The 24526-nt window shown below is 74.7% G+C and carries 20 protein-coding genes; 7 read left to right on the forward strand and 13 right to left on the reverse strand.

Annotated elements, in window-relative coordinates; all coding sequences use genetic code 11:
- Nucleotides 1-93: 93 nt before the first annotated feature.
- A complete protein-coding gene (locus tag ACIO9K_RS00995) occupies nt 94-1128 on the reverse strand; it encodes an ABC transporter substrate-binding protein (protein ID WP_400325779.1) in 1035 nt (344 codons plus the stop codon).
- A gap of 495 nt (nt 1129-1623) precedes the next feature.
- Here ACIO9K_RS00995 and ACIO9K_RS01000 point away from each other — a divergent pair, with 495 nt between their 5' ends.
- Nucleotides 1624-2406 (forward strand): IclR family transcriptional regulator, encoded by a 783-nt coding sequence (locus ACIO9K_RS01000; RefSeq protein WP_363579304.1) that lies wholly within the window; start codon nt 1624-1626, stop codon nt 2404-2406.
- Nucleotides 2407-2487: 81 nt separating this feature from the next.
- Here the strand turns inward: ACIO9K_RS01000 and ACIO9K_RS01005 are convergent, their stop codons facing one another.
- From ACIO9K_RS01005 to ACIO9K_RS01025, 5 genes are all read right to left on the reverse strand, one after another.
- Nucleotides 2488-3318, reverse strand: a complete 831-nt coding sequence (locus ACIO9K_RS01005) for a winged helix-turn-helix domain-containing protein (protein ID WP_400325783.1) — start codon at nt 3316-3318, stop codon at nt 2488-2490.
- A gap of 887 nt (nt 3319-4205) precedes the next feature.
- The gene (locus ACIO9K_RS01010) at nt 4206-4754 is read right to left on the reverse strand and encodes a GTP-binding protein (RefSeq protein WP_400326612.1); all 549 of its coding nucleotides are present in this window, start codon (nt 4752-4754) and stop codon (nt 4206-4208) included.
- 130 nt (nt 4755-4884) lie between these two features.
- Entirely contained in the window at nt 4885-5406 is a 522-nt protein-coding gene (locus ACIO9K_RS01015; protein ID WP_363616705.1) for a DUF742 domain-containing protein, read from the reverse strand.
- 8 nt (nt 5407-5414) lie between these two features.
- Nucleotides 5415-5834: a roadblock/LC7 domain-containing protein gene (locus ACIO9K_RS01020; RefSeq protein ID WP_063349983.1), complete on the reverse strand. Its 420-nt coding sequence runs from the start codon at nt 5832-5834 to the stop codon at nt 5415-5417.
- Nucleotides 5831-8707 carry a nitrate- and nitrite sensing domain-containing protein gene (locus ACIO9K_RS01025; protein WP_400325788.1) on the reverse strand — a complete coding sequence of 959 codons (2877 nt, stop codon included), beginning with the start codon at nt 8705-8707 and terminating at the stop codon, nt 5831-5833. The genes ACIO9K_RS01020 and ACIO9K_RS01025 overlap by 4 nt, the downstream gene beginning before the upstream one ends.
- 536 nt (nt 8708-9243) lie before the next feature.
- Here ACIO9K_RS01025 and ACIO9K_RS01030 point away from each other — a divergent pair.
- A complete protein-coding gene (locus tag ACIO9K_RS01030) occupies nt 9244-11142 on the forward strand; it encodes an AMP-dependent synthetase/ligase (RefSeq protein WP_400325791.1) in 1899 nt (632 codons plus the stop codon).
- A 258-nt stretch (nt 11143-11400) separates the two neighbouring features.
- Nucleotides 11401-12591 carry a polysaccharide deacetylase family protein gene (locus ACIO9K_RS01035; protein WP_400326615.1) on the forward strand — a complete coding sequence of 397 codons (1191 nt, stop codon included), beginning with the start codon at nt 11401-11403 and terminating at the stop codon, nt 12589-12591.
- Nucleotides 12592-12673: 82 nt separating this feature from the next.
- Here ACIO9K_RS01035 and ACIO9K_RS01040 read toward each other — a convergent pair whose 3' ends face one another.
- Nucleotides 12674-13060 carry a hypothetical protein gene (locus tag ACIO9K_RS01040; protein ID WP_400325794.1) on the reverse strand — a complete coding sequence of 129 codons (387 nt, stop codon included), beginning with the start codon at nt 13058-13060 and terminating at the stop codon, nt 12674-12676.
- A gap of 288 nt (nt 13061-13348) precedes the next feature.
- Between ACIO9K_RS01040 and ACIO9K_RS01045 the strand changes: the two genes are divergently transcribed.
- The gene (locus ACIO9K_RS01045) at nt 13349-14239 is read left to right on the forward strand and encodes a nitroreductase/quinone reductase family protein (protein WP_400325797.1); all 891 of its coding nucleotides are present in this window, start codon (nt 13349-13351) and stop codon (nt 14237-14239) included.
- Between the two features lie 108 nt (nt 14240-14347).
- Here the strand turns inward: ACIO9K_RS01045 and ACIO9K_RS01050 are convergent, their stop codons facing one another.
- The 3 genes from ACIO9K_RS01050 to ACIO9K_RS01060 form a co-directional block, all read right to left on the reverse strand.
- Nucleotides 14348-15145 (reverse strand): SGNH/GDSL hydrolase family protein, encoded by a 798-nt coding sequence (locus ACIO9K_RS01050; RefSeq protein WP_400325800.1) that lies wholly within the window; start codon nt 15143-15145, stop codon nt 14348-14350.
- Nucleotides 15146-15661: 516 nt separating this feature from the next.
- Nucleotides 15662-16360, reverse strand: coding sequence for a hypothetical protein (locus ACIO9K_RS01055; RefSeq protein WP_363616695.1), 699 nt, complete (start codon nt 16358-16360; stop codon nt 15662-15664).
- 205 nt (nt 16361-16565) lie between these two features.
- Complete coding sequence (locus ACIO9K_RS01060) at nt 16566-17450, reverse strand: hypothetical protein (RefSeq protein ID WP_400325804.1); 885 nt, start codon at nt 17448-17450, stop codon at nt 16566-16568.
- Nucleotides 17451-17944: 494 nt separating this feature from the next.
- On the opposite strand from ACIO9K_RS01060, the gene ACIO9K_RS01065 reads away from it, so the two are divergent.
- Together ACIO9K_RS01065 and ACIO9K_RS01070 are read left to right on the forward strand one after the other, a co-directional pair.
- Nucleotides 17945-19114 (forward strand): exonuclease SbcCD subunit D, encoded by a 1170-nt coding sequence (locus ACIO9K_RS01065; protein ID WP_363616691.1) that lies wholly within the window; start codon nt 17945-17947, stop codon nt 19112-19114.
- Complete coding sequence (locus tag ACIO9K_RS01070) at nt 19111-22164, forward strand: AAA family ATPase (RefSeq protein ID WP_400325807.1); 3054 nt, start codon at nt 19111-19113, stop codon at nt 22162-22164. Before ACIO9K_RS01065 ends, ACIO9K_RS01070 begins: the two co-directional genes overlap by 4 nt.
- A 133-nt stretch (nt 22165-22297) precedes the next feature.
- Here the strand turns inward: ACIO9K_RS01070 and ACIO9K_RS01075 are convergent, their stop codons facing one another.
- Nucleotides 22298-22516, reverse strand: coding sequence for a hypothetical protein (locus tag ACIO9K_RS01075; RefSeq protein ID WP_400325810.1), 219 nt, complete (start codon nt 22514-22516; stop codon nt 22298-22300).
- Nucleotides 22517-22654: 138 nt separating this feature from the next.
- Here ACIO9K_RS01075 and ACIO9K_RS01080 point away from each other — a divergent pair, with 138 nt between their 5' ends.
- On the forward strand, nt 22655-23245 hold the full coding sequence (locus tag ACIO9K_RS01080) for a DUF1990 domain-containing protein (RefSeq protein WP_363616685.1): 591 nt from the start codon (nt 22655-22657) through the stop codon (nt 23243-23245).
- Nucleotides 23246-23302: 57 nt separating this feature from the next.
- Here the strand turns inward: ACIO9K_RS01080 and ACIO9K_RS01085 are convergent, their stop codons facing one another.
- Together ACIO9K_RS01085 and ACIO9K_RS01090 are read right to left on the reverse strand one after the other, a co-directional pair.
- Nucleotides 23303-23749: a YjbQ family protein gene (locus ACIO9K_RS01085; RefSeq protein ID WP_350875241.1), complete on the reverse strand. Its 447-nt coding sequence runs from the start codon at nt 23747-23749 to the stop codon at nt 23303-23305.
- A gap of 241 nt (nt 23750-23990) precedes the next feature.
- Nucleotides 23991-24257 carry a hypothetical protein gene (locus tag ACIO9K_RS01090; RefSeq protein WP_063349971.1) on the reverse strand — a complete coding sequence of 89 codons (267 nt, stop codon included), beginning with the start codon at nt 24255-24257 and terminating at the stop codon, nt 23991-23993.
- Nucleotides 24258-24526 lie beyond the last annotated feature (269 nt).

Raw genomic sequence — 24526 nt, forward strand, 5'->3', positions numbered from 1 at the left:
CAGCTGACAAGTGACAACTTTCGAAATCTGTTATCTGAAATCTGTCTGCTGAAATCTGTTAGTTGTGATCTGTCAGCCGGCGGCCGACGGCGCTCAGCCGCCCACCGCGGCGCGGCGCCGTTCGCGCAGCAGCTCGTGGGCGGCGCGCAGTGGTTCCGGGTCGGCCCAGCCGGGGATGTCGACCGGGGAGGCGAGGAATCCCCGTTCCCCGAGGAAACGTTCCTGCTGCGCAAGCAGCTCCAGGCGCTCCGCCGAGAGGTCCAGGTGCAGGGTGCGGTGGCTGCCCGGCGCGTACGCCCCGGCCACGCCCTCGGCGCCCGCGCCGGTCTCGGCCCGCAGGATCCGCACCACCTCCGCCGGGTGCTCGGCCGCCCAGTCGGCGGCCTCCAGCAGAACGGCGAGGAAGCGGGCGACCAGCTCCGGCTGCTCGTCCAGCAGTTGCTGGTGGACGGTGACCGGCCGGGGCGTCCCGTTGTTGACCCGGGCCCGGCGGTCCGGCACCGCGTCCAGCTCCACGGCCACCTCCGACCCGACCCGGCGGGCCGCCTCGACGGCGAGCGCCCCCTTCACGTACACGGCGTCCACCGCACCGTCCCGCAGCGCGGCCAGCTCGCCGGCCCACTGCCCGCCGCCGGGCAGGCCCGGGACGTCGACCAGCTCGGCGTCGTCCAGCGTGAGCCCGGCGAGGCCGAGGGCGCCACGGAAGCCGGCCAGGGCCATCGCCCGCCAGAAGTCGATGCCGATGTCATGATGTGGGACCGCCAGCCGCAACCCGCGCAGGTCGCCGGGGCCGGTGATGCCGCTGCCGGCCCGGACCAGGACCACCTGGCGCTCCTCGATCCAGGTGAGGCCGACCAGCCGGGTCCGCTCGCCGCGCGAACGGGCCCACAGCGCCGGGACGTTGCCGCCCTCGCGGAACAGTCCGGTGAGCGCGTGGGTGTAGTGGTGGTCTGCGGCCACCTCCGGCGGGGCGTCCTGGAGCGAGCGGACGGCGATCCCGTCGGCTGCGAACTCGCGGGCGAGCCAACCCTGGTCGGCGGCGATCCCGGTGGCGGTGGGCACCGGGCAGCGGGTGAACCAGAGGGTGTCGGGGGCACTGGGGGAAAGCCTGGGGGAAAGGCTGGGCACGGGGTGTGGTCCTCTGCGGAGGGGGCGGGTTCGGCGGGCGCCGGAAGGCTACGGGTCTGGGCACGCCGCGCGGGTCACGAGGCCCACGGCGTAGGGGAGTTGTACGAGATGGCGAGGCGGGCGGGTCGGGCGAGACGGGCGTGTCGGGCGAGGCCGTGAGTCGCGCGAGGCGGGGAACGCCGGACGGTGCGGCGCGAGGGAAGCGTCAGCGACAACACGCGCAGGAGGCGGGGCACCGGTGGATCGTCACGGCGTCGCTCCTTCCTGCGGGTCGGGGTTGCGGGTGGTGCGCCGGGCGGCGGGCGTCCGGCGCGATGTGAGGAGCGTTCCACGACGATCGAGCCGGAGGCAAGGTTTTGCCACATGGTGGGATCACTTGTTCATCAACGCCATTCCATTGCAACGTCGTCGACACAATCCCGCAGCACTCGCTGCCCTACGCTGAGACTCCTCCCGGTGATCCAGCCGGATTCCCGAACCGAAACGCGAGGTGCCATGGCCGAGGCCGCCACCGCCGTCCAGGGCCCGCCGGCCGGTGCGCAGGCCGTCCAGCGTGCGCTGGGGCTGCTGCACTGCTTCCACGACAACGGCCCCGACCTGAGCGCCTCCGACCTGGCCCGCCGGATGGACCTCTCGGTCTCCACCGCGCACCGGCTGGCCCGGACGCTGGTCAGCGCCGGCTTCCTGGAGCAGGACGAGCAGACCGCGCGCTACCGGCTCGGCCCGGCGGTCGCCGAACTCGGCCAACTCACCTTCCACCAGCGCGGACTGCACCTGGCCGCACCCGAGTTGGACAGGCTGTCCCGACGCACCGGTGCGACCGCGGACCTCGCGATCCGCAGCGGTCCGCACGCGGTCATCCTGGTGGGGGCCTCCGTCCGCCCGGACACCGGCCTCGGGCTGCGCCGGCCGCTGCACTCCACGGCGCTCGGCAAGGTGCTGCTGGCCTGGCCGCGCCCGGGCGAGCCGGCGGTGTCGGCGCTCGGCCCGCTGCCGTCGTTCACCGACCGGACGATCACCGAACCGGCGCTGCTCGACGAGGAGTTGGCGAAGGTCCGGAGCTCCGGGTACGCGCTCAACGACGGCGAGTCGGCCGCCGGGGTGCGGACGGTGGCCGTGCCCGTCCTGGACGGCACCGGGCAGGCCCGGTTCGCGCTGGCCGTCCGCTCGACCCCGGCGCACCTGACCGACGACCGCCTGGACTGGTTCCTGGGCCACGCCCGCACCTGCGCCGACGCGCTCGCCGTCCTGCTGCTGCCGCCCGACCAGCGCGCCTGACGTCACGTCACAATGCCTCAGCGGGCTGCCCGTTCCACGAGGTCACGGGCAACCCGCCGCGGCAGGAGGTTCAGTGGCCGATCAGCCGGCCGGGGTATACTTGTAGCCGACCCGACGGACCGTCACGATCGTGTCGCGGTAGCCCGGTCCGAGCTTGCGGCGCAGCCGGGCGACGTGCACGTCGACCGTGCGGCCGTCGCCGACGTGGCCGTAACCCCAGACCGCCGAGACCAGGTGGTCCCGGGTGTGCACCCGCTGCGGGTGCTCGGTGAGGTGGGCGAGCAGCTCGAACTCCAGGTAGGTGAGGTCGAGCAGCCGCCCGTCGACGTAGGCGTTGCGCCGCTCGGCGTCGACGGCGATGCCGCGCCCGGCCTGACGGACCGGACGGACACCGGCCTGTGCGGGCACACTGACGGGCGCACCGGCGTGCGCACCGGCGTGCTGCGCAGCCGAGGGCCCGCCGAGGGACGCGCCGGGCACCGCCGCCACCGGACTGTCAGCCGGCACGAGCACCAGGTACCCGACCATCGGGTTCCCGGTACCGGCGCCGAACTGCGTGCCGTACTGGGCGAGCAGACCCTGCGGCAGCGCGCCCTGCGGCAGGGCCGCGACGACGGTCGCGCCCTCGGGCAGCGCGGCGAGCAGGGCAGCCGGCGCGGCCGGGAGGACCGCGCCCGGCTGGGGTGCGGCGCCCGCGCCCGCCGGACGGGACGGGGCCACGTGGGAGGACCGGACCGCTCCCCCGGGCCATCGCTCGGCGGCCGGCGAGCCGTGCGACAGCGGGGAGGCGGAGGAACCCGGCGCGCCGGAGAGGCCGGACCCGGCCGGGACGACGCCGGGGACGGAGCGGACCGCGCGCAGGTGCGGGGTCGCGGAAGGCAGGGGCAGGGTGGCCGTGGATGAAGAAGACATGGTGTGCCGCTCATTTCGCGCGTGACGGACGGGGTGGAGTCGTCTGCGCGTCGACCGGGCGTACTGCCGGGCTGATCCGGAATCAGCCTGCGGAGGGCCGGGACGCGCTGGGCGAGCCCGGACACGTCTGATCGAACAGGTGCGGCTGCCGGGACGGCCAGAACGGCTCAAGGTCGAGGCGGCCCTGGTGGCTGTCCCCGGCGCGGTTCGCGCGCCCGTTCCACCACCTGGCCGGTCCACCGTCGCACAGCGCGGAGGCCGCCCCGGTCGAACGGGGACGGCCGGCGATGCCGGGGGCGGGGCTGGTGCAGGCGATGTTCACTGGTGGTCTCTCCGCGAGGCGGGTCCGGATCGGCGGTCGCGGGCACGCCGGATGGGGCGGGTCCGCTACGGCCTGGTCGACGGGATTGGCGGTGCGTCAGACGGCGGCCGGGTGGGCCGGGATCGTCGGGGACGTACCGGGAAGGGGCCGGCCGGTCACCGACAACAGGCGCTGCAGATCAGCGCCTGGTCGATGTAGCGGCGGACGGTGAGCACCGGCGTGACGGGGGCGGGATCGGTCGTGGCGCGTCGCTGGCCGACGGTCATCCTGCTGCCCTCCCCCTTGCTCTGCACAATGGCGCGTCGTCGTCGATGCGCGCCTTCGTGAACGGAACGTTTCCGGCCCTCCCGACGGCATGGCCGGGCGGCTTTCGTGCCCAGAGCCTTCCACGCCGGGCCGGTCTAGGCAACCTTCGGCACACCGAACGTCCGGGATGCGGACAACCGAATGAGACGTCGGGTGGCTCGGAGGCTCTGTGAAGCCTCTGTGCGGGTGCAGTGCCGAACCGGGGGCACGGTGTCGTCAGACCGGGTCGCGGCGGCGCCGGGCCCGGGGTACGGCGGCGTCAGGTCCGGGCCGGGGCGGGGTGGCGACGGGCGGCGGCGTGCTCGACGAGCGCGACCAGGAGTTCCTTCCCGTCCTCCCGCAGGCGTGCGTCACACAGCAGCACGGGAATGTCCGGGTCGAGGTCGAGCGCGTCGCGGACCTCGTCCGGGGAGAACCGCTCGGTGCCGTCGAAGCAGTTCACCGCGACCACGAACGGGATGCCGCGCTGCTCGAAGAAGTCGACCGAGGGGAAGCAGTCGGCCAGCCGCCGGGTGTCCGCGAGCACCAGTGCGCCGAGCGCGCCGCGGGCCAACTCGTCCCAGACGAACCAGAACCGGTCCTGCCCGGGCGTGCCGAACAGGTACAGCGCGAGTCCGGGCCGCAGGTCGATCCGACCGAAGTCCATCGCCACGGTGGTGGTGCGTTTCGCCTCCACGCCCGAGGTGTCGTCCACCGGGCGGCCCAGCTCGCTGAGCTCCTCCTCGGTGCGCAGCGGCCGGATCTCGCTCACCGAGCCGACCAGCGTGGTCTTGCCCGCGCCGAAGCCGCCCGCGACGAGGATCTTCACCGCGACGGCCGGGCCGCCGCGCCAGCGCGGGTCGTTGGCGCGACCGCCGGAGCCGTGGCCGACGGGGGTGCCGGGAGTGCCGGGAGTGCCGCCACCAGAGGTACCGCCGGCGGCGGCGCGGCCGTCGTGGTCAGAGCGCACGGAGTCCATTGATCACGTCTCGCAGCAGGCGCTCGTCCGGCAGCTCGGCGAGCGGAACGGGTCGGGTGACGCTGATCAGCTCGGCGTCGTAGAGGTCGCCGAGCAGCACCCGGACGACGCTGACCGGCAGGTCGGTGTAGGAGCCGAGTTCGGCGACGGACAGCGGCTCGCGGCGGCACCAGGCCAGGAGGGTCTGGTGCTCCGGGTCGAGGACGTGCGCCGGCACGGCCCCCGCGTTCGGCCCGGGCTCGGCGGCGGTGATCAGCGAGATCAGGTCGAACAGGCCGTCCTCGACCGGCCGGGTGCGGCCGCGGGTCATCGAGTAGAGCCGCACGACCGGGCCGGCCTCGTCGTCGAACCAGCGGTCGTCGGCAGGGGCACGCGGGTGGAGCAGGTCGGACTCGGCCCCGTCCTGGCCCATCTGCTCCGCCACCTCCCCTCCCGTCCCGGCCGTCCCGGCCGAGCCGCCCGGCCCGGGCCGCCCCGCCGCCTCAGCCTTCGGATCCGCCATCGGACCGCTCATCTCCCCGGCGGCGCGGCTTCGGTGCGCGGCTCGGCGGCCAGGTGCTCGCCGACCCGCTTGACCAGCAGCGCCATCTCGTAGGCGATCTGGCCGATGTCGGCCTCGGCCTCGCTCAGCACGGCCAGGCAGCTGCCGTCACCGGCCGCCGTGATGAACAGGAACGCCTCGTCCAGTTCCACCATCGTCTGGCGGACCCCGCCGACCTTGAAGTGCCCGCCGGCGCCCTTGGCCAGGCTGTGGAATCCGGCCGCGACGGCCGCCAGGTGCTCGGCGTCCTCGCGGTCGAGGTCGCGGGAGGCGCCGGTGGCCAGGCCGTCGCTGGAGAGGATCACGGCGTGCCGCAGGGCCGCGACGCGCCCCACCAGGTCGTCCAGGAGCCAGTTGAGGTCCCCGGACGGCTGCGTCGAAGTGGTCATGAATCAGTTCCTTCCGATGGAGCGGGTGGTGCAGGTGGTGCTGTTGGTACAGGTGCTGCCGATGGTGCAGGTATTGCCCATGGTTCAGGTGTTGCCCTTGATGCAGGTGGCACGGGTCGTGCCGTGGGTGCGGGCGCCGGGTTCCGCCGGACGGGCGGGCCGGACGGCACCCGACGGGCGAGCGGCGCCCGGGCACCGTCCGACGGCGCGGACAGCGCCGCCGGGGCGGGTGCCGGACTGATCGCCCGCCGGGTGGAGTCCGGCGGCTGCCAGACGGGTACGGCGGCGGGTCGGGCACTCGCCGGGGCCGACCCGGACGTGGCGGCGCCGCGCCCCCGGGTGAAGCCGCGCTGGAACGAGGCGAAGGTGGCCCGCGCCTCCTCGGGCGAGCGCTCACGCGCCCGCTCGGCCTCCTGGGCCTCCCGGGCCCGGCGGGCGGCGAGCGCGGCCTCGTCCTCGGGCCCGTGGTCGGTCCGGTCCCGGAGGCGCTCCTTCAGCTGTTCCTTGAGCTGCGGCGCGAGGTTCGCCTGCCGGACCCGCCGGGGCAGCCCGCCCTCGGTCCGCAGGCCTGCGACCAACGGCGGGTCCGCGGGCCCGTCGAGGACGGGAGCGGCCGTGGTCGGCTCGTCCCGACGGTGGCGCCCCGTCCCCGCACCGTCCTCGGTGTCCCTGGGCGGCGCGGGCACCAGCACCGGCCCGCCCTTGGTCCGCGAGGCCCGTCGTGGCAGCCCGCCCGGCGTCCGGGCCGGCTCGGACGTGGACGGCCGGGGACCGCCGCTGCCCCGGTGTCGCTCGTCCTCCCCCGCAACGGAACCGGCCCCGGCCCCGGCCCCGGCAGCGGCAGCGGCAGCGGCCCGAGCCGAGCCCTCCGCCGTACCGCCACCGCCACCGAGCGCGGGCACGGCGACCAGGTCGCGCTGTCCGCGCCGGACCGGGGCGGAGCGCCGACCGGTGGGCGGCGGCTCGGGCAGGCCCTCCGGCGCCTCGGCGAGCAGTTCGCGCGGGATCAGCACGACCGCCGTCGTCCCGCCGTACGGGGACGGGCGCAGGTGGACCCGGATGCCGTGCCGCCGGGCCAGCCGGCTGACCACGAACAGGCCCAGTCGGTCGGTGTCGGCGAGGTCGAACTCCTGCTCCACGGCGAGGCGTTCGTTGATGTCGGCGAGGAGTTGATCGCTCAGCCCGAGCCCGCGGTCGTCGATCTCCAGCGCGAATCCGTGTGCCACCACCTCGCCCTGGACGGTGACTTGGGTGGTCGGCGGGGAGAACACCGCGGCGTTCTCGACGAGTTCGGCGATCAGGTGGGTGACGTCCGCGACGGCGCTGCCGAGCAGGCCGGTGCCGGGGAACGGCCGGACGATCACCCGGGCGTAGTCCTCGACCTCGCCGACCGCCGCACGGACCACGTCCACCATCCGGACCGGCTTGCGCCAGGCGCGCCCGGGCGAGCCGCCGGCGAGGATGATCAGGCCCTCGGCGTGCCGCCGCATGCGCGTGGTGAGGTGGTCGACCTTGAAGAGGTCGGCCAACTCGGTCGGGTTCTCGGTGCGGCGCTCCATGGTATCGAGCAGGGTGAGCTGGCGGTGCAGCAGCACCTGACTGCGCCGGGCCAGGTTGACGAACACCGCCGAGACGCCGCGCCGCAGTTCGGCCTGTTCGACGGCCGCCTCGACGGCGGCCCGCTGGACGGCGTTGAAGGCCTGGCCGACCTGGCCTATCTCGGCTGCCCCGAAGCTTAGTTCGGGCGCCTCGGCCGCGACGTCCACCGCCTCGCCCCGGCGCAGCCGCAGCATGACGGAGGGCAGCCGGGCGCCGGCCAGTTCGTTGGCCGCGTTGCGCAGCCCGATCAGTTCGCGGGCGAGGCCTCGCCCGATCCGGAAGGAGATCAGCACCGACAGGACGACCGCGACCAGGCCGATCGCGCCGGCGATGCCGCCCCGCCAGAGCATCCCGATCGCGGCGGACCGTTCGCGCTCGCCGATCCCGTTGGCGATCCGGGTGTTGATCGAGGTGAGGTCGCCGAGCGCCCGGTCGGCGGTCTCCCGCCAGGAGTCGCCGTTGATCGCCTGGGCGACCCGCTCGGGGCCGCCGGCGCCGACGAAGTCCGCTTCGGCGCGGGCCAGCGCGGCCCAGGCCTCGCCACCGCGCAGGGCGATGTAGTCGGACTGGTCGGCGGGTTCGAGTTCGGCGATGTAGACGGTGAACAGGGCCTGCTGGTTGTGCAGGGCGTCCAGGGCGATCTGGTACTGCTCGGCGGTGGGCTTGGCGGCGCCGCCGCGCAGGCCCTCCATCGCCGCGTCCTCCTGCGCCAGGTACTCGCGGGCGCGCACCAGCTCGATCAGGATGGTTCCCTGGCGCGGGAGTTGGCCGGTCTGCCGGGCGACGTAGGCGGACCGGAAGCCGAACACCGGCTTGACCAGGTCGCTGTACTGCCCCAGCGCGAACTCCCAGTTAAGCGCGGAGCGGCCGACCTGCGCGCGCAGCGGTCCGATCTGGTCGGCGGCGGCGATGATCTGCAGGAAGCGGCCGCGCTGGGAGCTGGAGAGCTTGCCGCCCGCGTGGTCCTTCTTCTGCCGCAGGACGTCGAGGCTACGATCGGTGGCGGCCTTGGCGTGTTCGTAGGCGTCCGTGGCGACCTGCGAGTTCGGGACGGCCAGTCGCTGGACGGCCGCGCGGCGCTCGTTCTGCAGATCGTCGGCGTACTGGTCGACCGGGGTCCCGAACTCCTCGTACGTACGGCTGATCTCCAGCTGGCCCCAGACGTCTCCGGTGGTGGCGAAGGTCGCGTACACCCACAGCGCGGTGAGCGCGACGATGGGCACCAGGAGCAGCGCGATGATCTTCGCGCGGATCGAGCTGCTGCGCAGACGCATGGAGTCCTCGGTCGGGAAGTGCCAGGCGCGGACGGGGAGCGGTTCGGAGGAGCCGCGGGGCTCGGCCGGAAAAGGCTTGGGTAAGGGCTTCGGGTGCGGGCTTCGGAGATCGGCTTCGGGGCTGGTCGGCGTGGATGGTGCGTCGTCGGATCGGGCCTGGCCGGGAGGCCCCCGGTCGCAGGTCTGCGAGAGCCTACTACGCCCTGACCACTCGTTCGAGGGTCGAACCAGTCCACTTCCCCGGCTTGCCCCGCACACGTCAGGATCGGGTCCCGGTCACTGCGGGCTCGCGTCCGGATCATCCGCCGCCGCCCGGTTTGCCCGATCACCGAACGCACGCGGTTCCTCCCCGGCGGCGACACCTTCCGCAGGGACCGGTGCCGATCTCGTCGCGTCACGGTCACAACCCTGGGCAGTGACAGGTCGATCCGATAGTTTCGCTCCACCTGCGCGGCCCGGCACCGCCGCCACGGCCTCCGGCGCCGACACCGGTTCCGGCGCGGGCAGTGCCGCCGCGAGACGCCAACGGGGGGAATGTGCGCGAGTTCACCACCCCCGCCGTGGCCGGGCCCGAGGCCACCGGAGGACTCGCCGACTCGCTGTACGACACCGCCGAACGCACACCGGACCTGGTGCAGCTGGCCCGCCGCGTCGGCCCGCCGGGCCCCGCTGACTCCGCCGGCCCCGCCGGCCCCGCCGAGCACCGCGCCGAGCACCGGGACGGGCACCGGGACGAGTGGCGGGGCGTCACCGCACGGGAGTTCCGCGACGAGGTGCTCGCCCTCGCCAAGGGCCTGCTCACCCGGGGCGTGCGCTACGGCGACCGGGTCGCCCTGATGTCCCGCACCCGCTACGAGTGGACGCTGTTCGACTACGCGCTCTGGTCGATCGGCGCGATCACCGTCCCGGTCTACCCCACCGCGGCGGCCGAGCAGGTGCGCTGGATCCTCGCCGAGACCCAGGCGGTGGCCTGCCTGGTCGAGGACGAGGACGCCGCGATGACGGTCGGCGCGGTCTGCGACGCGCTGCCCGACCTCACCGGCATCTGGCAGCTGGATCGCGACTGCGTCGCCGCGATCACCGAGGACGGCCGTGACGTGCCCGACTCGCTCGTCCACCGCCAGCGGCTCGGCGTCACGGCCGGGAACGTCGCCACCGTCGTCTACACCTCGGGCACCACCGGCCGCCCCAAGGGCTGCCTGATCACCCACGCCAACCTGGCCGCCGAGGCCGACGCACTGCTCGGCGGCTGGCGGGAGGCCTTCCACGACACCGGCGGCGGACAGCCGTCCACCCTGCTGTTCCTGCCGCTGGCACACGTCTACGGGCGGGCCGTGCAGGTCGCGGCGTTCCGCGGCGGCTTCCGGATCGGACACGTCCCCGAGGTCTCCACCGACGCCCTGCTGCCCGCGATGGAGTCCTTCCGGCCGACCTTCCTGCACGTCGTCCCGTACGTCTTCGAGAAGGTCTTCCAGCAGGCCCGGCGGGCCTCCGAGGACGCCGGGCGCGGCGAACTCTTCGAACAGGCCCGGCAGGTGGCCGTCGACTGGGCCGCCGCCCGGGAGCAGAAGGCGTTCGGGCGCGGACCCGGGCCCAGCCCCAAGCTGCGGCTGCGGCACCTCGCCTACGAGCGGACCGTCTACCAGCGGCTGCGGGCCGTACTCGGCGGCCGGGTGCGCAGCGTGATGTGCGGCGGCTCCGCGCTGCGCCGCGAACTCGGCCTCTTCTTCACCGGCGCCGGCCTGCACCTGTACGAGGGCTACGGGCTGACCGAGACGTCCGCCGCGATCACCGCCAACCCGATCGGGCGGCAGAAGCTGGGCACGGTCGGGCACCCGCTGCCGGGCTCGTCGGTGGCCCTCGCCGACGACGGCGAGGTCTGGGTGCGCGGCGGCTCGGTCTTCGGCGGCTACCTCAACCACCCGCAGTGCACGGCGGAGTCCCTGATCGACGGCTGGTTCGGGACGGGCGACCTGGGCCGGCTGGACGAGGACGGCTACCTGACCATCACCGGCCGCAAGAAGGACCTGATCGTCACCAGCAGCGGCAAGAACCTGGCCCCGTCGGCGCTGGAGGAGCGGGTGGCCGCGCATCCGCTGGTCTCCCAGTGCCTGGTGGTGGGCGACGACCGCCCGTACGTGGCCGCGCTGATCACGCTCGACCCGGCGGCGCTGGCGCACTGGTTGAAGACGCACGGGCTGGAGCAGCTGGACCCGTGGGCGGTGCTCGCGGACGAGCAGCTGCACACCGAGGTCCAGCGCGCGGTGGCGGCGGCGAACACGGCGGTGTCGCGGGCCGAGTCGATCCGCGCGTTCCGGCTGCTGCCCCGCGAGTTCAGCCAGGACCAGGGGCTGCTGACACCCTCCCTGAAGCTGCGCCGGGCGGCGATCGTCGAGTACTACGCCGATGACATCGCGGAGTTGTACGTCCCCTGACGGGTCGTCTTGTCCCTTTTGTGGCAGGCGCGGTGGGCTTCGGTTCACCGGCCGTTCCCTTGACGGGCCGATTGGTCCAGTCCATTGTTTCTCCTCGGTCCGAGTGCGGCGCACCATCCGCTCCCGCCCCTCCGGGAGCACCCAGGTCCCGCGAGCCCGGTTCCAGGGGCCCGACCCAAGGCCCCGGTTCCAGGGTTCCGATTCCGCCACGCCCTCCCCACGGGCGTGTCCCCCACCTGCAGGAGTCCTCTCGTGTCGATGTCCACGCGCCTGTCCGCGCGCCAGTTCACGCGCCCGTCCACGCGCCTGTCCGCGCTGGCCGCCTCCGTCGCGCTGCTCGCCGCCTTCGCCGCCCCGGCGGCCTCCGCCACCCCCGGGCCCGCCCCGGCCGGCGCCCCGAGCGGTCCGAGCACCCCGAGCGGCCCGACCGTCAACCTGGCCACCAACCCCGGCTTCGAACTGCCCGCCCCCGACCTCTCCGACTGGGGCGCCGTCCCCGGCTGGAAGTGCACCGGCGGCCCGGCCGAGGCCGCCGTCACCGCCACCGCCGCGCACTCCGGCGCCTCCGCGCTCACCGTCACGCCGGCCACCGCCGACTCCACCGGCGAGTGCGCGCAGACCGTGGCCGTCCAGCCCAACACCACCTACACCGCCTCGGCCTGGGTCCGCGGCGCCTTCGTCTACCTGGGCGCCACCGGCACCGGCCGGGACGTCGCCCCGGCCTGGACCGAGACCACCGGCGGCGGCTGGCAGCAGCTCACCACCCGGTTCACCACCGGCCCGAACGCGCACAGCGTCCGGCTCTACGTCCACGGCTGGTACCAGCAGGGCCCGTTCTCGGTCGACGACGTCCGGGTGGACGGCCCCGCGCCCGCCCCGGCCGTGGCCGCCGGATCTGTGCCCACCAGCGACAAGGTCGTCTTCTTCACTGTCGACGACGGCTGGCAGCGCACCCCCGAGGCGGAGAAGTTCATCGCCGACCACCGGCTGCCGATCACCGCCTTCCCGCTGCCGATGCCGGCCGGCACCGACCCCGACTTCTTCCGGCGCGTCACGGCCGTGCCCGGCTCCTCCATCCAGGACCACAGCGTCTCCCACTCCGACCTCAGCAAACTGCCACTGGAGCAGCAGCAGATCGAGATCTGCGACGCCCGCGACGCCATGACCAGCCAGTTCGGCACCACGCCGGTGGCCTTCCGCCCGCCGTACTTCGCCTGGAACGCCGACACCCTCCAGGCCGCCGCCAACTGCGGCATCCGCACCGTGCTCACCGCCGACGCGGACTTCAGCTGGGGCGCGTCCAACATCTGGCACCCGGGCCTGTTGCAGCCGGGCGACGTCGTCCTGATGCACTGGACCGACACCCTCGCCGCCGACCTCCAGCGAGCCCTCGCCGCCGCTGACGCGGCCGGGCTCAAGCCGGCCGGCCTGGTCGACTACCTGCGCTGACGCGTCGCCGTCGGCGGGCTCCCCAGGGCGCCCGCCGACGGGGGCACCCACTCACGGGGCTCCCGTCCACCGGCGGCCGGTCTCAGCCGAAGACGTGCGCCATCCAGCCGCGCAGGCGCTCGTCGAAGTCGGCGGCGCCGGTGAAGTCGTTGGCCGGGATCACTCCGCCCTCGGCGTCTTCCTGCTCCTCCCAGCCGGCGGCGAGGTAGTCGACGTCGGCCCAGCCGCCCCGGAACAGCACCACGTGCAGTTCGCCGCCGGACAGCGGGTCCACGACCTGGACGCCGACGGAGTCCGGGTCCGTGACGCGGGCGCGGTCCGTCTCCAGCGGCTGCGGCCACGGGGCCAGGGCGTCGCGCCAGGTGAGCGCGCCGACCGTCAGACCGGCGGCCCGCCAGCGTACGGCCCGGGCGGCGATCCGCTCGGCGGCGTGGTCGAGGTCGACGATGCGCTCCACGACGGCGTTCACTCCCCTTTCGTCGACGATCCCGGTCAGGGAACTTTCGTCGGCGATCTTGCTCGTTGACAGGGCGTCCGCGGCGTGGCTCTAATGGGGGCGTGCAGCGTGGCGCCGGCCACAGAGTAGTGGGCCGGCCGGCCGCCGGGCGAGCACCTTTTATCCGAGGGACGATGCGCGATGAGTACTTTCTCCGCTGCCCTGATCTGACGTAGGCGGTCACCGCGGTGTCCGCGTGCGCGCCCATGCACCGCGTGTGGCCGTGACTCCCAATCCCTGCAGGAGACTTCACCCACACCCATGTCCACGAACCATGTCCACCAGTTCAACCAGAGCGTCATCGAGGAGTTCCGCGCCAACGGCGGGCGGGTGGGCGGCCCGTTCGAGGGCGGCGACCTGCTGCTGCTCACCACGGCCGGGGCCGGCTCGGGCAAGCCGCACACCGTGCCGCTCGGATACGTCCGGGCCGAGGGGCTGCTCCTGGTCGTCGCCTCCGCCGCCGGGGCGCCGGACCACCCGCAGTGGTACCGCAACCTGCTCGCCCGACCGGTGGCCCGGGTAGAACTCGGCTCCGAGGCGTTCGACGTGATCGCCGTACCCGCCGAAGGCGCCCGACGGGAGCGGCTGTTCGCAGCCGTCGTCCGGCAGGCGCCCGGGTACGGCGACTACCAGGCGAACACCGACCGGGAACTACCGGTGGTCGTCCTGGAGCGGCCCGAGACACCCGCGCGCGAGGTGCGCAGCCTCGCCGACAAGCTGTTGGAGGCGCACACCTGGCTGCGTGCGCAGCTGCGCCACGTCCGGGAGGAGGCGCACTCGCACGTCGCGGGCCGACCGGCCGGCCTCGGGCTCCAACTGCGCCAGCACTGCCTCGCCTTCTGCGAGGGGCTGACGCACCACCACACCGGCGAGGGCGCCGCGATCTTCCCCGCGCTCGCGCGCAACCACCCGGAACTGGCCGGGGTGCTGGAACAGCTGGGCGAACAGCACCTGGTGATCGGGCGGATCAGGGAGGAGCTGGTGGCGTTGCTGGCCGGGATCGAGGTCACCGAACCGGACCGGCTCCGGGCCGAGTTGGACCGGCTGTCGGCCGAGCTGGAGGCGCACCTCGACTACGAGGAAGCGGAACTGCTGCCGACGCTCGCCGGGATCCCGTTCCCGCCGCTGCGGCCCGGTCCGGCCCGGGACTGAGACGCACGAATGCCGTCGGCCCCTCTCCCCGCGCTCGGGGAGAGGGGCCGACGGCCCGTGTGCCGGTTCGGCGGCGCCCTGAAGCGACGGCCTACCGGCGCGAAGCCGTTACGACTGGGTGAAGACCGGGAGGTAGCCACCGGACTGGCCGGCGGCCTTCGGGTGGTAGCTCTCGTCGACCGGCAGGGTGGCGCTGTTCAGCCAGGTGGTCTGCGAGCCGCAGATCTCGTGCTCGGTGAAGATGCTGCGCACGTCGCCGAAGCTGAAGCCGGCGTTGGCGACCCGCTTGGCGATGACCTCGTCCAGCGTGTCGGCGGCGCCGTTGATCGCGGCGCGCTTGGTGTCACTGATGCCGAGGATGCAGCTGCCGCCGATCTTGTAGAGGTGCGGGTAACCCAGCACCACCACGTGGGCGTTCGGCGCCTTGGCGTGGATCGTCGAGTACACCTTGTCCAGCTGGGCGGGCAGGGTGTTGCGGGCGTAGTTCTGGGCCGTGCTGACGGCGCTGAGGCAGGTGCTGTCCGACTCCAGCACGCAGGTCTTCATGGTGTCGGCGAAGCCGGCGTCGTTGCCGCCGACCGACAGGCTGACCAGCGTGGTGCTGGAGCTCAGCGCGGAGATCTGGTTGCTGAGGACGTCTCCGGTTCTGGCGCCGGAACACGCGACGAACGAGAAGGACGACGGCGAGTGCGCGTTCTTCCACAGGTACGGGTAGGCGTTGGTGCTTCGCTTGCAGTTGCCGCTGTCGCTCAGGTAGCTGCCGGCACCGACACCGGCGGAGTAGGAGTCCCCGAGAGCGACGTAGTTGACGCTCGCCGCGTTCGCGGATGACGCGGTGAACAACGTGGTCAGAGTGAGCAGAGCCGCTATCGCGGCAACGGACATGGCGCGAGCTGGACGGAGCATGGCACCTCCTGGTGTGGTATGGGTCACAGAAGTGATACCAGGCAGTAGGTGAACCGGGAAGCGGTCATGCCAAGGACATTGACGGGCTGTCCGACAACGCAGAAGTGAACCACCGGCCACAGGGCGTGAGTTGGCGCTGGTCAGCGCCGGTGTACGCCGACCGGCGTCGGTCATCGCGCGTAGACAGTGGTCGGTGAAAAAGTCAGCGAGTGGTCAGTTGGTAGTCAGGGCACGGCCAGGACACCGTTACGACCCGGCCACCGACGGGCCACCTCGCCGTACGACGCGTCGCGGGGTGCCGGGGCTCGCCACAGCACAGCGTGCCGAGAACCGGCGCGAACCGGCGCGACACGACCCGACCCCGCACGAACCGACCCCGGGCGAACCGACCCCGGGCGAACCGACCCCGGGCGCAAGGGCGTCAGCGCACGCGGACTCCGACGCACGCGACTCCGGCTCGAAACCCTGACCACGGATCAGACGGACGGCGCCGGCACCCGGCAGCCCCTCCTCGGACTACGCGAGGCCCGGGTGAGGCTCGCTCGGGCACACCGCATCCGGGTGGACGGCATCCGAGTAACCGGCGTCCGAACACACCGCATCCGGATAGACGGCGCCGGGGAAGACCACGCAGCCCTCCACCGGCAGCTCCTCGATCGCCTCGTTCGCGGCGACCGGCACGCCGAGCCGGCGGGCAGCGGTGGCGACCGCCACCCGGGCCTGGCGCAGCCCGGGCGCGCCCCAGCCGAGCAGTTCGACGGCGAGTCCGGGCGCGACCAGCAGCCGCCGGTAGTGCCGGCCGGAGGCCGGGTCGGCCGCGCTCGGACCGACCGCGCGCAGCGCCGCCGCCATCCGGACCCGCGCGCACTCGTGCCCGCCGTTGGCCGAGCCGACCCGGTCGTAGAGGTAACCGAGGTAGTACGGTCGGCCGATCACGGCCTGGGCCTCCTCGGCCGCCTCCCGGGCCAGCGCGGAGGCCGGATCCCCGACGTCCTCCGGCTCCAGCGATCCGCCGGGGAGCGAGCAGATCCCGTCCCTGGGGTTGACCAGGGTCAGCACCCGCCCGTCCGGAGCGAACAGCCACCCCCAGGACTGCTTCACCGGCAGCCCCTCGGGCACCTGCTCGCCCGGCCGCCACGGCCACCCCGCCGTGGGACGCCGGCGCACCCTGCCGAGCAGCTCGGCGATCTCCGCGCTGTACTCGATCCGGCTCATGCGTCCCCCTCTCGCTGTCGGGCTCGCCGGACCGGCAGTGCGCGGGACGGACCTGCGGAGCACGGTACGGAGCGGAGCGGCCGGAGCGGCGGCGTGGGGCACCGCACGCTCCTGCTGTTGATCTTCTCCGAATCTTCCCCGAACAGGCGGTCGATGAACAGTCCCCAGCGCCGCATGGTGGATGGCAGGGGTGGAAACCCCCTGATCACCCCAGCGGCCCACCCCCCTCCCCCGGCCCAGCCGAGCCGGGCTCCGGGAAGCCCGGCAGCGGGAAGCCCGGTCGCGGGACCACCCCGGGCGGGAACGGCAGCCCGCGCGCCGCGTCGTCGGCCAGCTCGTCGAACACCTCGTGCACCGTCATCGGCCGCAACCGCCCGCCGGCCAGCGCCCAACCGCGCACCCACGGCCCGTCCGAGGCCGGGGCCCCGGGCGCCGGGACGCCCGGATCGCCGTGCAGCAGCAACGCCCCCGCCCCACCACCGGCGACCCCCGCCGCCAGCGTGACGCAGAACGCCTCGGCGTCCCGCCCGGCGGGGTGGAGGCCGCCCGCCTCCACACAGACCTCCACCGCCGAGCTGAGCTGCTCGCCGTCCTCCGGGCCGTGGCAGCGCAGCGTCAGCAGGTGGCAGCCCTCCCCCGCGCCCTCGGCCAGCGCGAGGTAGGCCGACGTCACGTACCCCATCACCGCCGCCAGCCGCCGCTGCCCGTCCCGGTCGTCGCCGACCGCCTCCAGCAGGGCCACGCCCGCGACGGACATCCGCACCCGCGCCCGGTGGTCGTCCAGCAGGACCGGGAGCAGCTCGGCCAGCCGCTCCCCCGCGTAGACGAAGGGCTCCCCGGCCAGCTCCGGATCGCCCGCGTACGCGACCCGGGCGGCGGGCGTCCGGGGGTCGAGGCCGAGCGCCGTGCAGTAGTCCTCGTAGTCACCCGCCTCCAGGACCCGCAAGTGCACCTCCAGGCCCTGCGCGTGCAGGGCCCTCAGCTGCTCCTCCGAGCGCCGCAGGTACTTCTGGTGGGCGAGCCGGCCGAACAACCCGTACCGCGCGAGGCCGGCGAAGTCGGCCGCAGCCGCCGCCAGCGCGACCGCCACCGGCTGCGGCGGCGGAGCACCCCGGGCCCGCCCGCCGCGGCGCCCCCGCACACCTGCCCCGCCCGCACGCCCTCCCGGCGGGCGGTCACCACCGGACGGCCGGGCCCCACCGGGAGCACCCGGACCACCGTCCGCCCCGGCCCGCCGCCCGGCGCGCAGCAGCACCCGCCGGCGGACCCGCGACCGCCCGAAGACATCCACGGCCCCGGAACACCCGGAACACTCGGAACCCCTGGGGCCACCACAACGCCCCGCACAACGCTCCGCAACCCCGGAGCCCTCACGACCCGACGACCACACCCGCATGGTTCCTCCCACCGACTAGCCCAGCACCGGACACCGCCGACGGCCCCGACCCCGGAACCGCCGACGTCGAGGAACATACACAGAGCCACTGACAATCCACCCCGAGTAATCGAACGCGCATCTCCCGAGACCCTCCGGTCTCCTGATCCGGACGGGACTGTCAGTACCGGACGTTAAGGTCGGGAACCATGCGACTGCTGCATACCTCCGACTGGCATCTGGGCCGCTCCTTCCACCGGGAGAGCCTGCACGACGCCCAGCGCGCGTTCCTGGACCACCTGGTGGACGTGGTCCGGGCCGAGCGCGTGGACGCCGTGCTCGTCGCCGGGGACGTGTACGACCGGGCGCTGCCGGGCCTGGACGCGGTCGCCCTGTTCGACGACGTGCTGCACCGGCTGGCCGGGCTGGGCGTGCCGACGGTGTTCATCAGCGGCAACCACGACTCGGCCCGCCGCCTCGGCGTCGGCGCCGGGCTGATCGGCCGGGCGGGCATCCACCTGCGCACCGACCCGGGCGAGTGCGCCGCCCCGGTGCTGCTGGCGGACGAGCACGGGCCGGTGGCGGTCTACGGGCTGCCGTACCTGGAGCCGACGCTGGTGCGCGAGCGGTTCGGGCTGGAGCGCGGCGGGCACGCGGCGGTGCTCGGCGCGGCGATGGACCAGGTCCGGGCCGATCTCGCGGCCCGCCCGGCCGGCACCCGCGCGGTGGTGCTGGCGCACGCCTTCGTCACCGGCGGCACGGCGAGCGACAGCGAGCGGGACATCGCGGTCGGCGGCGTCGCCTCGGTGCCCGCCTCCGTCTTCGACGGCGTGCACTACGCCGCGCTCGGCCACCTGCACGGCTGCCAGACCCTGGCCCCGCACCTGCGCTACAGCGGCTCGCCGCTCGCCTACTCCTTCTCCGAGGTGGACCAGCGCAAGACCATGTGGCTGGTCGACCTCGCGGCCGACGGCTCGGTCGCCGCCGAGCGCGTCGACTGCCCGCGCCCGCGCCCGCTCGCCACCCTGCGCGACAGCCTCGACGCGCTGCTCACCAAGGACGAGTACGCGCCGTACGAGCAGGCCTGGGTGCAGGCGACGCTCACCGACGCGGCCCGCCCGAGCGAGCCGATGGAGAAGCTGCGCCGCCGCTTCCCGCACACCCTCCAGCTGCTCTTCGACCCCGAGGAGAGCGAGGCCGAGCCCTCCCGGTCGTACGCGGCCCGGGTCAGCGGCCGGGCCGACCTGGAGATCGCGGAGGGCTTCCTGCGGCACGTGCGCCCGGGTGCCGAGCCGGAACCGGACGAGCTGGGCTGGCTGCGCGCCGGGTTCGAGAGCGTCCGGGAGACCACCGACCGGAAGGCGGACCTGCCCCGATGAGGCTGCACCGGCTCACCGTCAGCGCGTTCGGCCCGTTCGCGGGCAGCGAGAGCGTCGACTTCGACGCGCTCGCCGCCGGCGGCCTGTTCCTGCTGCGCGGCGCCACGGGCGCGGGCAAGAGCAGCGTGCTGGACGCGGTCTGCTTCGCCCTCTACGGCGACGTCCCCGGCACCCGGCGGGCCAACCGGCTGCGCAGCGACCACGCCGAGGCGCGCAGGCTGACCGAGGTCCGGCTGGAGCTGACGCTCGGCGGGCGGCGGCTGCAGATCACCCGGCTGCCGGAGCAGCGGCGGCCGAAGAAGGTCGGCACCGGCACCACCGTCGAGCGGCCGCAGACCCTGCTGCGCGAGTGGGCCGCCGACGCGGGGGACGGCACGCCCGGCTGGCGGGCGGTGAGCAAGTCGCACCAGGAGGCCGGGGAGGAGATCCACCGGCTGATCGGCATGAACCGGGAGCAGTTCTGCCAGGTGGTGCTGCTGCCGCAGGGCGACTTCGCCCGCTTCCTCAAGGGCGACTCGGAGGAGCGCGGCAAGCTGCTGCGGCGCCTGTTCGACACCGAGCGGTTCCAGCACGTCGAGGGGTGGCTCGCGGAGCAGCGGCGCGTCCAGGAGGCCGCCGTCCAGGCCGGCCGGCGCCGCCTGCGGGATCTCGCCAGCAAGGCCGAGCAGGCGGCCGGCCCCGGCGCCGAGCCCGCCGAGGGCTGGGTGCCGGCCGAGGAGGACGCCGCCGACCTGACCGCCGGGGTGCTCGGCTGGGCGGCGATCCTGCGCAGCGGCGCAGCCGAACAGTTCACCGTCGCCGGGGAGGCGCTGGCGGGCGCCGAGGAGGCGCAACGCGCCGCCCAGGGCGAGCGCGCGGCCGCCGAGGAGCTGGCCGGGCGGCAGCACCGCCACCGGCAGGCGCTGCTCCAGGCCGACCGGCTGGCCGCGTTCGAGCCCGAGGCGGCCCGGGACGGCCGGCGGCTGGCGGCGGCGCAGGCGGCCGTCGGGGTGGAGTCCGCGCTGCGGCTGCACGAGGGCGCGGCCGAGGCGCACCGGCGGGCCCGGGAGGCCGAGCGCCGGCACCGCGAGGTGCTGGCCGGCGACGGCGGCGCGGGCGGCGCGGCCGCCGGGGGCCCGGCGTTGGCCGAAGCGGGGGCCGCCGAGCTGGCCGAGGCCGAACGGGGCCTGCGGGCCGGGCTGGTCCGGCTGGAGGCCGCCGGGGCGGAGGAGCGGCGCTGCGCCGAACTCGCCCGCGAGCAGCGGAGCCTGGACGAGGAGCGCCGGCGGGCCGACGAGCTCGCCGAGGAGGCCGAGGACTGGCTGGCCGAGTATGACGAGCGGCTCGGCGGCCTCCAGGAGGAGCAGAACCGGGCCCGGTCGGCGGGCGCGCTGGTCGAGCAACTCGACGGACGACGGGTCGAGTTGAGCACCCGCCTGGACGCCGCCCGGGAGCGCGACGGCCTGCGGGCCGAGATCGCCGCCGCCGAGCCGCGCGCTGCCGCCCTGCGCACCGCCGCGCTGGACGCCCGCGAGTACGGCCTCGGCCTGCGCGAGCGGCGGCTGGCGGGCATGGCCGCCGAGCTGGCCGAGCAACTGCGCGCGGGCGAGGCGTGCCGGGTCTGCGGCTCGCCCGAACACCCGGCACCCGCCGAGACCGCCGACGGCCGGGTCGGCGCCGACGACGAGGAGCGTGCCCGCCGGGCCCAGGCCGTCGCCGAACAGGCCTGGACGGCAGCGGACCAGGCCCTCACCGCGCTGCGGGTCCGCGAGGCGACCGCCACCGGCGCGGCCGGGCCGGAGGGTGCCGACGCGCTCGCGCAGGCCCTCGCCGAGCTGGACCGCGAGCACCGCGAGGCGCTGCACTCGGCAGAGGCGCTCGGCCGGGTCGAGCAGGAGATCGCCCGCTTGTCGGCCGACCAGGACCGCCGGCTCGCCGAGCTGCGCGAAGCCCGGGAGCGCGCCGCCGTCCGTACCGACCGGCTCCAGGCGCTCCAGCACGAGCAGCACGAACTCGCCGCGCGGGTGGCCGCGGCCCGGGGCGAGGCGGCCTCCGTCGCCGCGCGGGCGGCCGCGCTGGAGCGGCTGGTCGAGCGGGTCGCCGCCGTGGCCGAGGCCTCGCGGGCCTGCGCGCAGACGCTGGCCCGGCTCGGGGACGCCGAGGACGAGCTCGCCGAGGCCGCCGCCGCAGCGGGCTTCCCGAGCCCCGAGGAGGCCCTCGCCGTACTGCTCCCCCGCGCGGAGCGCGAGCGGCTGGCGGCCCGGCTGGAGCGGCACCGAACGGAGTCCGCCGCCGTCCGGCACGAACTCGCGCTGCCCGATCTGGCCGAGGCCGCGGCCCGTCCGCCGGTCGACCTGTCCGCCGCCGCGGCCGCGCTCGACGCCGCCACCGACCGGCTGGGCCGGGCCCACGCCGCCCGTTCGGCGGCCGCCGAACGGTGCGCGGCACTGGCCTCGATCGGTCGGCAACTGGCGGACCTCGCAGCCGAGCTGGCCCCGGCGCTGGCCCGGTACGGGCGGATCAACCGGCTCGCGGCGCTGGCCGCCGGCACCTCCACCGAGAACCGGCTCCGGATGCGCCTGGAGTCCTACGTCCTGGCGGCCCGCCTGGAGCAGGTCGCGGCGGCGGCCAGCGACCGGCTGGTCCGGATGTCCGGCGGTCGCTACACCCTGGTGCACAGCGACGACCGGGGCACAGGCAACAAGCGCTCGGGCCTGGCCCTGCGGGTGGTCGACGCCTGGACGGGCACCGAGCGGGACACCGCGACGCTCTCCGGGGGCGAGAGCTTCTTCGCCTCCCTCGCCCTGGCCCTGGGCCTGGCCGACGTGGTCACCGACGAGGCCGGCGGCATGCCGCTGGACACCCTGTTCATCGACGAGGGCTTCGGCACGCTCGACGAGCAGTCCCTGGAGGAGGTGATGGACGTCCTCGACGGCCTGCGCGAACGCGACCGGGCGGTCGGCATCGTCAGCCACGTCGCCGACCTGCGCACCCGCATCCCCGCCCAGCTCCTGGTCCGCAAGGGGCGACGCGGCTCGACCCTGGCCCTGGCCGGGCGGGAGGACGCCTAGGGACCGCTCAGGGGCACTGCCAGCGGTCCTGAGGCGGCCTTCCGGTACCTTCTGGGCCCAGCATCGCCGCAGGTCAACGGCTTGCGGGCACTGTCAAGCCGGTGGCATCACGGCTAGGGCACGATGCGTCGCATCAGCCCGAACAGGCCACCCGCTGGGCCTGCTGCCAGGTGCAGACCGGGCAGAGCGTGCTACCCGGGTGGTCGGCGGGCAGTTCGGTCGGCTCCCCGCACAGGACGCAGTCGGCCCGCGGCCCGGTCGACGCCGGATCGCGCACCAGCGCCGCCTGCACCCCGCCGTCGGGGGCGAACTCGCAGACCGCCGTGTCCTCGTTCCTCGCGCTGTCGCTCATGCCGCCTTCCTACTCCGCCCCCGGCCCCCGCCGCAAGGCGCCGCCGGCCCGAGCCCGACCCGAGCGCCAGGCCGCCCCGCCCCCGCCCCCGGGCGACCCGCCGGCGGCGGGCCCGCGACGCCCGGCTACGGTGACCGCATGGCCACCGACCTCCAGCGGCGCCTGCTCGCCGCCCGCGCCACCGCGCCCTCCTACCCCGAGGTCGGCGCCACCCGCGGCGGCCCGCTGCCGGACGGCTACGCGCACCTGCGGCGGCGGGTGCACCTGGGCCGCGGGCCGCAGGTGCTGGCCCGGGCCGGGCGGTACGTGCTCGGCTGGGGAAGCCAGCTGGGCACCGGCTTCGCCGTGTACCCGCACGCGCCGGCCGAGCCGGGATCGACGGTGCTGCTGCGGCTGAGCCTGCCGGGCGGCCGGTGGCCCCGGCTGGTGATCCCGTGCCGGGTGGTGTGGACGGTCGAGGAGCCGGACCGGATCGGCTTCGCGTACGGCACGCTCCCCGGGCACCCGGAGTGCGGCGAAGAGGCGTTCCTGGTGTCCATGGACGCCGCCGGCGAGGTGTGGTTCGAGGTGTCGGCGTTCTCCCGGCTGACCGCCTGGTACGCGCGGCTGGGCCGGCCGGTCGCGCTGCTCTGCCAGCACCTGGCGATCGAGCGCTACCTGGCCGCGGTGGCCGCCGCCGTGGCCGAGCCGGCCGGGCCCGCGGGCCCGGCCGGTCCCGCCGTCGAGTAGGGCGTCGAGTCAGCCGAAGAAGTCCTGGCCGAAGGAGTGTCGGCCGAGGGAGCCGGATCAGCCGAAGAAGGAGAGCCGCACGGTCCGGCGTGGATTGTCACCGTTGGTGTCGATCAGCACCACGGACTGCCAGATGCCGAGCGCCAGCTGGCCGCCGATCACCGGCAGGGTGGCGTGCGGGGCGACCAGGCCGGGTACCACGTGGTCCCGGCCGTGGCCGGGGCTGCCGTGCCGGTGGCGCCAGCGGTCGTCGGCGGGGAGCAGTTCGCGCAGGGTGGCGAGGAAGTCGTCGTCGCTGCCGGATCCGGTCTCCAGGACGGCGATTCCGGCGGTGGCGTGCGGGACGAAGACGTTGAGCAGGCCGTCGCGGCCGGCGGCCCGTTCGGTGAGGAACGCGGCACAGCGGTCGGTGATGTCGAGCGCGACCTCTCGGCTGCCGGTGGTGATCTCGAAGGTGGTGGTCTGGAAGAGGCCCTGGTGGGTGGAGTGGATGTTGTCCGCCATGGCGCCATCCTGACCCACCTCGGCGGGCCTCGCGCAGCACCTCGCCGACTCCGCCTGTGGGGGCGGCGAGGTGCACTAGGGTGAAAGGTTTAGACCACACCGGCCCAGCCGAGGCGGTCCCGGAGCCGGGTACGCCGAAGACCCGACGGTCCGTGTGGTCCGCCGGGTCGGGGTCCCGATCCGCATCGGGTGGCCCGGGAGGCCCCGGGCCGCGGAGCCGTGGGCCCCGAGCCGACGGGTGCTAGCCGCGCCCGCCGAAGAGGCTTCGCCGCAGCCGGCGCAGTGGCGTCAGCAGCGAGATCCGCGCGTGACGACGCTTGGCCGTCGGGGCGTCCGCGCCGCGCGGCGTCAGCTCCCTTATCAACCCGAGCGCCTCGGCGGTGTCCACCGCCGGGAGCGCGGGCGCGCCGAGCACGGCCAGGTGTCGGTCGATCCGACGGCCGGTCGTGCCGACACCGCACTGGATCGCCGGCACGCGGGGCCGAGTCCGCACTTGCATGTGTTCCATCAGTTTTCCCACCCCTACGAGGCGCCAGGGCCGTGAGGCGAAGACTATCCGCGATGGACGGCCTTCGCGCAACCGTCCTTGGTGTTGTGCCACCGTATCGTGCGGCGTCAACTGACGATGCACCAGGGGCCACCAGGCCGATCACGACTAGGCATCAATGATGGTGCACGACCGGCCATCTGTCAGCAGTACCCGGGGCATGGGCCCGGCGCCCGGCCCCGCGGCGCACGCCGGGCGCACGCGACCCCGCACGCGTCCGTGCGGACGGT

Origin of the sequence: Kitasatospora sp. NPDC087271 (genome assembly GCF_044744605.1) — a bacterium.
Taxonomy (GTDB): Bacteria; Actinomycetota; Actinomycetes; order Streptomycetales; family Streptomycetaceae; genus Kitasatospora.

Coding starts and splice junctions, on each gene's coding strand:
- ACIO9K_RS01020 (WP_063349983.1), bottom strand. CDS start 5,834: ATGACCACTTCGACGCAGCCGTCCGGGGACCTCAACTGGCTCCTGGAC.
- ACIO9K_RS01015 (WP_363616705.1), bottom strand. CDS start 5,406: ATGGCGGATCCGAAGGCTGAGGCGGCGGGGCGGCCCGGGCCGGGCGGC.
- ACIO9K_RS01090 (WP_063349971.1), bottom strand. CDS start 24,257: ATGGAACACATGCAAGTGCGGACTCGGCCCCGCGTGCCGGCGATCCAG.
- ACIO9K_RS01005 (WP_400325783.1), bottom strand. CDS start 3,318: ATGTCTTCTTCATCCACGGCCACCCTGCCCCTGCCTTCCGCGACCCCG.
- ACIO9K_RS01025 (WP_400325788.1), bottom strand. CDS start 8,707: ATGCGTCTGCGCAGCAGCTCGATCCGCGCGAAGATCATCGCGCTGCTC.
- ACIO9K_RS01045 (WP_400325797.1), top strand. CDS start 13,349: ATGTCCACGAACCATGTCCACCAGTTCAACCAGAGCGTCATCGAGGAG.
- ACIO9K_RS01035 (WP_400326615.1), top strand. CDS start 11,401: ATGTCCACGCGCCTGTCCGCGCGCCAGTTCACGCGCCCGTCCACGCGC.
- ACIO9K_RS01050 (WP_400325800.1), bottom strand. CDS start 15,145: ATGCTCCGTCCAGCTCGCGCCATGTCCGTTGCCGCGATAGCGGCTCTG.
- ACIO9K_RS01080 (WP_363616685.1), top strand. CDS start 22,655: ATGGCCACCGACCTCCAGCGGCGCCTGCTCGCCGCCCGCGCCACCGCG.
- ACIO9K_RS01085 (WP_350875241.1), bottom strand. CDS start 23,749: ATGGCGGACAACATCCACTCCACCCACCAGGGCCTCTTCCAGACCACC.
- ACIO9K_RS01065 (WP_363616691.1), top strand. CDS start 17,945: ATGCGACTGCTGCATACCTCCGACTGGCATCTGGGCCGCTCCTTCCAC.
- ACIO9K_RS01075 (WP_400325810.1), bottom strand. CDS start 22,516: ATGAGCGACAGCGCGAGGAACGAGGACACGGCGGTCTGCGAGTTCGCC.
- ACIO9K_RS01055 (WP_363616695.1), bottom strand. CDS start 16,360: ATGAGCCGGATCGAGTACAGCGCGGAGATCGCCGAGCTGCTCGGCAGG.
- ACIO9K_RS01070 (WP_400325807.1), top strand. CDS start 19,111: ATGAGGCTGCACCGGCTCACCGTCAGCGCGTTCGGCCCGTTCGCGGGC.
- ACIO9K_RS01000 (WP_363579304.1), top strand. CDS start 1,624: ATGGCCGAGGCCGCCACCGCCGTCCAGGGCCCGCCGGCCGGTGCGCAG.